Origin of the sequence: Streptomyces sp. NPDC059866, assembly GCF_042731325.1 — a bacterium.
Taxonomy (GTDB): Bacteria; Actinomycetota; Actinomycetes; order Streptomycetales; family Streptomycetaceae; genus Streptomyces; species Streptomyces flavusporus.
Map to the genome: position 1 here is coordinate 1 of NZ_JBHWJT010000095.1, position 7923 is coordinate 7923.

6 protein-coding genes and 1 pseudogene are annotated in these 7923 nt (G+C 65.9%); 5 read left to right on the plus strand and 2 right to left on the minus strand.

Annotated elements, in window-relative coordinates; all coding sequences use genetic code 11:
* Positions 1-938 (plus strand): IS3 family transposase (locus tag ACFV7R_RS46315; RefSeq protein WP_385276634.1); only part of this gene is annotated, 938 nt, incomplete at its 5' end.
* 256 nt (positions 939-1194) lie between these two features.
* Here the strand turns inward: ACFV7R_RS46315 and ltrA are convergent.
* Positions 1195-2457, minus strand: coding sequence for a group II intron reverse transcriptase/maturase (gene ltrA / locus ACFV7R_RS46320; protein ID WP_385276637.1), 1263 nt, complete (start codon positions 2455-2457; stop codon positions 1195-1197).
* Positions 2458-2798: 341 nt separating this feature from the next.
* Here ltrA and ACFV7R_RS46325 point away from each other — a divergent pair, with 341 nt between their 5' ends.
* On the plus strand, positions 2799-3920 hold the full coding sequence (locus ACFV7R_RS46325; protein ID WP_385276640.1) for an IS630 family transposase: 1122 nt from the start codon (positions 2799-2801) through the stop codon (positions 3918-3920).
* 32 nt (positions 3921-3952) lie between these two features.
* Here the strand turns inward: ACFV7R_RS46325 and ACFV7R_RS46330 are convergent, their stop codons facing one another.
* Entirely contained in the window at positions 3953-4753 is an 801-nt protein-coding gene (locus ACFV7R_RS46330) for an inositol monophosphatase family protein (RefSeq protein ID WP_385276643.1), read from the minus strand.
* Positions 4754-5240: 487 nt separating this feature from the next.
* Between ACFV7R_RS46330 and ACFV7R_RS46335 the strand changes: the two genes are divergently transcribed.
* The 3 genes and pseudogenes from ACFV7R_RS46335 to ACFV7R_RS46345 form a co-directional block, all read left to right on the plus strand.
* Positions 5241-5822, plus strand: coding sequence for a hypothetical protein (locus ACFV7R_RS46335; protein ID WP_385276646.1), 582 nt, complete (start codon positions 5241-5243; stop codon positions 5820-5822).
* 395 nt (positions 5823-6217) lie between these two features.
* Positions 6218-7012: an oxidoreductase gene (locus tag ACFV7R_RS46340; RefSeq protein ID WP_385276649.1), complete on the plus strand. Its 795-nt coding sequence runs from the start codon at positions 6218-6220 to the stop codon at positions 7010-7012.
* Between the two features lie 447 nt (positions 7013-7459).
* A pseudogene (locus ACFV7R_RS46345) lies at positions 7460-7831 on the plus strand (transposase); the annotation flags it as partial.
* Positions 7832-7923: the final 92 nt, after the last annotated feature.

Here is a 7923-nt window from a genome sequence, read left to right on the forward strand (position 1 = left end):
GCCAGCGTGTTTTTTGCCCAGGAGATCGACCGTCCCCGGACGAGGCCGAGCAAGTGATCGACCACCTGCGTGAACGTGGCCTCGGGGTCGATCCCATGTGCCGGGTGCTGGAGTTGTCACCGTCGACCTATTTCGCCCGCAAGAAGCGGCCGAAGTCCGCCCGCCGGCTCCGTGACGAGCAGCTCATGCCGCTGATCGAGGAGATCCACGCCGAGTCCGGGTCCACCTATGGGGCCCGGCGGATCACCCGTGCCCTGCGGCGCAAGGGCATCGAGGTGGCTCGGTGCACGATCGAGCGGCTGATGCGGGAGCTGGGTATCGAGGGCGTCATCCGCGGGCAGCGGCGCCGCACCACGGTGCCCGAGCCGTCGGCGCCCCGCCCGCCGGACCTGGTCGACCGCGACTTCACCGCCTCCCGCCCCGACCAGCTCTGGGTGGCGGACATGACATATGTCCGCACCTGGTCGGGCTGGGTGTACGTGGCGTTCGTTCTGGACGTGTACTCACGGATGATCGTCGGCTGGCAGGTCGCGAACCACATGCGGACCGAACTCCCGCTGGATGCCCTGGAGATGGCCCTGTGGAGACGGAGGATCAAGACGGACTCCGGACTCATTCACCACAGCGACCGCGGCTCGCAATACGTGTCAATTCGCTACACCGACCGGCTCGCCGACATCGGCGCCTCCGCGTCGGTCGGCTCGGTCGCGGACTCGTATGACAACGCGATGACCGAGGCGCTGAACGGCACCTTCAAGGCCGAGCTGATCGAGATGCAAGGCCCCTGGACCGGCTTCGACCAGGTCGAGCGGGCAATCTTCCAGTGGGTCACGTGGTACAACGAGGAACGCCTGCACTCCGCCCTCGACTACGTACCGCCCGCCGAGTACGAACGCGACTTCTGGCGAAGCGAGGAACGCACCACGCGGTCCGCCTGAAACAAGATCACCGGACTCTACGAAACTCGGTTCAGCTCATTCGATACGGTCGGCCGACCCATACACCCGATAGAAGCCGGCCGCCGGGTCGTCAGCCCGCACCTCGCTGTGCGGGCCAGCGCACACCAAGGCGGGCGTCGTCGAAGGGCACGTCAACCGCATCAAGATGTTGTCGAGTAGCCGGGGGCATCGCAGCCCCCGGCCCTCACAGAACCGTACGTAACGATCTCTCGTTATACGGCTCTTGCTGCCCTGGTCACCAGACGGCAGGGACGGTGTTTACCCAGGCCCAGTGGGCGAAGAACCGGAGCCGCTGAATAACGGACCTGTTCCAGGCTTCCTGTGCCTTCTTTCGTCCCCGCAACCGCTTGTACTTCTTACGGATCCAGCGCATCAGGTAGGCATTGATACGCCCCAGGAGTGGATACAGCGCCGATCTGAGGAACGCGCCGTAATAACTCATCCAACCTCGCACGACCGGATTGATAAGCCGAGCGAGATCCGTCTCAGAGACCTCGGTATGCAAGTGCAGTCGCCAAGACCGCACCCGCCTACTGACCCTGTTCAGGGCGTCGTTGCTGATCGCCGGATTGAAGCCGGTGAACATCTTCCCCGTCTTCAGCCGCACTTGACGAGCCCGGAAGGTGAACCCCAGGAACGTGAACGCGGTGTGCTCGTGGGAGCCGCGCCGGTTGCTGTCCTTGCAGTACACGATCCTGGTTTTGTCCGGGTGCAGTTCCAGCCCGACCTCGCCCATCCGCTTCCGAAGGGCCGCGAGCACATGCTGCGCCTGGTCCCTACTGACACAGTGCACCACCGCGTCATCCACATAACGTTCGAAGGCGACGCCGGGGAAGTTCCGGGCCATCCATTGATCGAACGCGTAATGCAGGAACAGATTCGCGAGCACGGGCGAGACCGCGGATCCCTGCGGGGTTCCCCGGTCCCTGACCTGCAACGAGCCGTCGGGCAGCATCAGCGGCGCCTGCAGCCACCGCTTGACATACAGCACCACCCACGGCAACTCAGTGTTCGCCTCGACCGCCTTGACGACCAGATGCCACGGCACGGCGTCGAAGAACTTCCGGATGTCCAGATCGATCACCCAGTCCGCCCTCCAGCACCGCTTTCGGCAGGCCGCCGCGGCATCGAGCGCGGACCGCTCGGGCCGATAGCCGTAAGAGTCGGGATGGAAGATCGATTCGACCTTCGCCTCCAACTCCTGGGCCACGACCGTCTGCGCGATCCGGTCAGCAACAGACGGCACACCGAGCATTCTTGTGCCACCGCCATGTGCCTTTTCGATCTCCACCGCGCGCACCGGCGGCGGGAAGTACGACCCCGAGGACATCCGATTCCAGATCTTGTACAGATTGTTCCTCAGATCGGACTCGAACTCCGCGATCGTCTGCCCGTCCACGCCGGGTGCACCCTTGTTCGCCTTGACCTTCTCCCACGCCTCCCAGACCACTCGCTTCGAAATCTCAAACGGCTTGCCTGGTGCTTTCAGCTCGTTCACGCGACTCCTCCCGGAGAAAATCCGGTTGATCGAACAAACCAGCCACGGACAACCCGGCCCCTTCGCTCCACCCTCATTACAGGGGCTTCACCGCTACTACGAACCGGTCCGCCGGCGCGCCCGGCGACGGTACTCAATCCCTCACGGGGTCACCGCTTGGGACGCTCCCTCTCCCCCACCTGCACGAGCAGGGCGTATCCACGCGCGCCTTCTCCTGTTCCACACGGAAGCCGCAGATCGGGCTCACGTCGTCTACTGCTCTGACCGGGAAGGTTCGCCGGGGCGGTCGTGCGGGCGGTTGGATGCACGGTGACGTCCCGCTCCGACTGCTGGGGGTTGTGGTGGCTGAGCTTGTCCGTGTGCGCAGGTTGACCGACCAGGAGGGGCAGAAGCTGCAGCAGATCGTGCGCCGGGGCAGCACCAGTTCGGTGCGCTACCGGCGCGCGATGATGCTGCTGGCTTCGGCCGGCGGCAATCGGGTGCCTGTGATTGCGCAGCTGGTGCAGGCCGATGAAGACACCGTCCGGGATGTGATCCACCAGTTCAACGAGATCGGCCTGGCCTGTCTGGACCCTCGGTGGGCGGGAGGCCGTCCCCGCCTGCTCAGCCCTGACGATGAGAACTTCGTCGTGCAGACGGCCACCACCCACCCGACCAAGCTCGGCCAGCCCTTTTCCCGCTGGTCCATCCGAAAACTCGCCGCCTACCTGCGGAAAGTGCACGGCCGTGTCATCCGGATCGGACGAGAGGCGTTACGGTGCCTGCTCGCCCGGCGCGGCATCACGTTCCAGCGGACCAAGACGTGGAAGGAATCGCCCGATCCGGAGCGCGATGCCAAGCTGGACCGGATCGAGGAGGTGCTGGAGCGTTACCCGGACCGTGTCTTCGCGTTCGACGAGTTCGGGCCGCTCGGGATCCGGCCCACCGCCGGGTCGTGCTGGGCCGAGCAGGGCCGGCCCGAGCGGCATCCCGCGACCTACCACCGCATCCACGGCGTGCGGTACTTCCACGGCTGCTACTCAATTGGCGACGACACCCTCTGGGGCGTCAACCGCCGTAGGAAAGGTGCCGCGAACACGCTGGCCGCGCTGAAGTCGATCCGCGCCACCCGCCCGGACGGCGCCCCGATCTACGTCATCCTGGACAACCTGTCCGCCCACACCGGAGCGGACATCCGTCGCTGGGCGAAGAAGAACAAGGTCAACCTGTGCTTCACCCCGACCTACGCATCCTGGGCCAACCCGATCGAGGCCCACTTCGGACCCCTGCGGCAGTTCACCGTCGCCAACTCCAACCACCGCAACCACACCACCCAGACGCGAGCTCTCCACGCCTACCTGCGATGGCGCAACGCCAACGCCCGCCATCCAGACGTCCTCGCAGCTCAACGCCGTGAACGTACCCGGATCCGCAGCGAGAAGGGCATCCGCTGGGGCGGCAGGCCCCTCCAAGTCGCAGCATGACCCAGCCCGGCGAAACCCATGCGGTCACAGCGCTAGCTTCGGCTGCGAATCATCGACATCAGCAGCCCGTGGGTCTCGTCGTCGGCGGCGACCACAAGCCCGCGGCCTGCCTCACCAATCGGGGCACCGTCGATCCCGGTGACAACGCAGCCGGCAGCCCGGCACAAAGCGATGCCGGCCGCGAAGTGCACGCTCCCGAAGAGGTCGCCGCCATCGGTGACATACGCGGCGCGCTTGCCGGCAGCGACCCAGGCCAGCGCCAGCGTCGTGGACACGACCCGAGGCCGGAAACGTTCGACGAATTCAGGGTGGGCCAGCAGACCCACGGCCCGGAATCCGGGCGCACTCGGGAACGGCGGATCCAGGTTGACGTCCACCAATCGGGTAGCGGGCGAGGGCGTCAGTAGTGCGTCGTCGGCCCCGTCATGCCGCACCCAGGCGGTCTCCCCGTCGGTGAAGAAAACCTCGCCGCTGAACGGGTCGGCCACCGCCGCCGCCCCATCGCGCAACGCCACGTTGACGGCCACCAGCATGTTGCCGACGGCGTAGTTCAGCGTGCCGCACAGGGGATCCACCAACCACTGGCGCACAGCGCCGGCGGCGCCCTGCTGCCCGCCTTCCTCACCGAGCACCGCGTCATCAGGCCGTGCGGCACGAATAACGCCAAGGATCGTCTTCTCAGCCTCCACGTCGGCGGCGGTGGCAAAGTCCCCGGCACCCTTGTCGATGCGGTTGAGTCGCTGGCCGTACATGTTGCGGACCACGTCCGCGCCAGCCCTCGCCCCGGCTATCGCGACTGCAGCATCGTCGGAACGCGCGTATGAGTTGATCACGCCGTGCACACTATCGAGACGAAGCTACCGCCCCGGCGAACCTTCCCGGTCAGAGCACTACATGCCGGACACCGCCTGGCCAGTAAGCGGAACACCCGCCAGGCTCCTCCCGGGATCCGCTTGACACCCCGGTTTTGATGCCATCTGTATCTGTTTCGACACGTCAGCAACGATTCACTTGCGTTCGTCTTCCCGATCCCCACCTGACGCCTCACGGGCGCCTTTTCCTCATCGCTCACCACGACGGTCTTCAGCCAACGCAGCATGAGGCGGTTTGAAGCCTCCCTCCGCCGGGCGGCTCCGAAGGGCCAAGATCCTTCATCTTCCGCGCAGCATCGCCTCAAGAAATCGGCCTACACCACGACTCCTCTCTGCGGTCAGGACACACCAAGCGCCAGATGTTCGGCCGGGCCGGCTTCGCACTGCTCCGCAAGCGAGTCCTGTTGGCTCACTGATCGATGTCAGATGCGCGCGATAGCTTCCCCACATGGGTGTGTATCTGGTGAGCGTCGGCGCGGAGGAATGGTTCGGTGACGAGGAAGATGGATGGGGTGAAGTTGCTTCAGCGCTCAACGCTGAACTCAGGCGGCGGGACCTGCCGCCCTACGAAGACGTCCCCCCAGAGACGGAATTCGCACCTGGCTCAGGGCAAGCTTTCGAGGAGAAGCTGACCCCCTCGATGACCGGGTTCCTCGCCTTGTGCCAGACGCACCTGTCACGAGAGGAATCGGAGATCCTCTGCGGCTGGACCGTGCTCGTGCCCTTCTCGCTCGATGAGGAGATCTGGTTGCCCATCGAATCCGCCGACTACGACTCCATGGTCGCCGGCGCTCCTCAGGTACTACCGCTCGCCGAGAAGCTCGCGACAGCCATCGATCTGCCAGCCGAAACCCCGGCGACATGCGACAACCTCGACCTGAGCATGTGGTTCAGGCACCAAGCAAAGGAACTGGCCACTACTCGAACAGGACCGTGGACCAAGGACCTGGACACAGCCTTCTACGTCGCACTGTTCCTGCGCGCTGCCCAGCACTCGATCCGACGCGGCTGCCCCATCGTCTGCACCTGAGACATCACTCACCGTGCACGCGTCACGGAAAGCGAGCCAGAACCCGTTCTCGTGGACAGGGCCAATGGGGGCGTAGGCGCGCCAGAAGCGTCCGATCTGCTCTGCAAGCGGCTGAGTGAAGAACTGCGTGACATCGGGGCGCACACCAGCGGACGCCTCCGCCGGGCGCGGTCGCGGACGGTGCGGCTGGACGCACACCGAAGGACGGGGCCGAGGCGATCTCCAGGGCCGGAGGATCAGTCGAGGACCGGCCGCAGCTGACGGTGGTCTCACACCCCGACAGCAGGACACGGCGTGCCTGCGAGGGCGCACGGGATCCGACGCACACAATGCCCATGAATATCCGATTTACGAGAAAAATCCATACCGAGTTCATGACACAGGAGTGCGTGCCGATGGATCTGGAGCTCACCGACAAAGTCGCCGTCGTCACCGGCGCCAGCAAGGGCATCGGCCTGGCTATCACCGAGGCATTCCTGCGTGAGGGGGCGCGTGTGGTCGCCGGCAGCCGTTCCGAGACCCTTGAGCTGGCCGCGTTGCGCGAGACGTATGACGTGGCCTTCGTCGCCGGCGATCTGGCTACCAGCGAAGGCGTGGATGCACTGATCCAGGCGGCGATGGAACGCCATAGCCGGATCGACGTCCTGGTCAACAACGTCGGAGCCACCCAGCCCCGCACCGATTTCCTCGCCATCGACGACGCACAGTGGCAGCGGGGCTTCGACCTGAACTTCTTCAGCGCCGTCCGCGCCAGCCGCGCCGCGCTGCCGCACCTACTCGCGGACGGCGGAGGCGCGGTCGTCAACATCAGCTCCCTCAACGCCCGGCTGCCCTTCCCCACGGTGGTGGACTACTCGGCGGCCAAGGCCGCGCTGACCAGCCTTACCAAGGCGCTGTCGGAGGAGTTTGCGTCGCGCGGCGTACGGGTGAACGCCATCGCTCCGGGACCGGTCCGCACCCCGTTCTGGACCGCCCCCGGCGGCTTCGCCGAGGCCGTGGCGGCCAGCGCAGGGACCACTGCCCAGGAGGCCATGGACGTGGTGGTGCCCCAGCAGATGGGCATCACCACGGGACGCTTCACCGAACCTCAGGAGGTCGCCAACCTCGCGCTCTTCCTGGCCTCGCCCCGCGCCGCGAACATCACAGGCACCGAATTCCTCATCGACGGCGGCCAGACCAAGACGACCTGAGCCCTGGCACGACGCTGCTGCGGGGAATTCTGCTCGGGGCTTCATGCCATAACCACTCGGGCGGCGCGGATCGACTTCAGCGCGGCCAGGCACCAGCGGATGCCCTTCCCGACCCGGCGAACCTAATTCGTTCTCAGCAGCCCACACAGAGTGGTTGCCGCTCCAGCGGGCTGTTCGAGTGCGGGGCTGCGATGCCTCCGGCGAACCGGGTCCATTGAGACCTCCGCATAGAGCGGCGCGCAGTCCTCGTGCTCGTTGTGGTGGCGGTCGTGTGGGCGTCGAGCGGATGCCTAATACTCCAGCCGTAGTTCGGTATCTGGGCAGGTCAGCGGCCTGGTGGCGTGGAGTGTAGCGGGGCGCCAGGTGGGCGGGACGGACTTCCCCACCGCGCCCCACGAACGAGTGCTCTGCCGCATGCCCGTGAGCTGGTGCGAGCAGTCCCTCGACATGCTCAACGATGCGCCGGTGAATGTGTGGGATCGGGAACTCGAAGAACTCTTCCTGCGGACCGGGAGCCGCTTCACCCGGATCGAGCCCCGCAGGCGGATGCGGGACTACGTACGCGGCCTGCTCGCTCCGGTCGGCCGCAAGAACGGGTGGCAGCTCGCCGAGTGGGCCGGCCACGCCACCCCGGACGGACTGCAGTACCTGCTCTCCCGCAGTCGCTGGGACGCCGACAGTGTCCGCGACGACCTGCAGTAGTACGTGGCCGACCAACTCGGCCATGACGACGGCGTGTTGATCGTCGACGACACCGGCTTCATCAAGAAGGGGACCACCTCCGCCGGAGTACAGCGTCAATACTCCGGCACCGCCGGGGCCCGTATTTCAATAACTGTCAGCGATGGGTTTCCGCGGGGGTTGTTCGGGCGTGTAGCTGTTCCAAGGTGCGGGCGGGCGATCCGGGGATC

Excerpts from the sequence above, each read along its gene's own strand:
- ACFV7R_RS46335 (WP_385276646.1), top strand. The coding sequence starts at position 5,241 with ATGGGTGTGTATCTGGTGAGCGTCGGCGCGGAGGAATGGTTCGGTGAC.
- ACFV7R_RS46340 (WP_385276649.1), top strand. The coding sequence starts at position 6,218 with ATGGATCTGGAGCTCACCGACAAAGTCGCCGTCGTCACCGGCGCCAGC.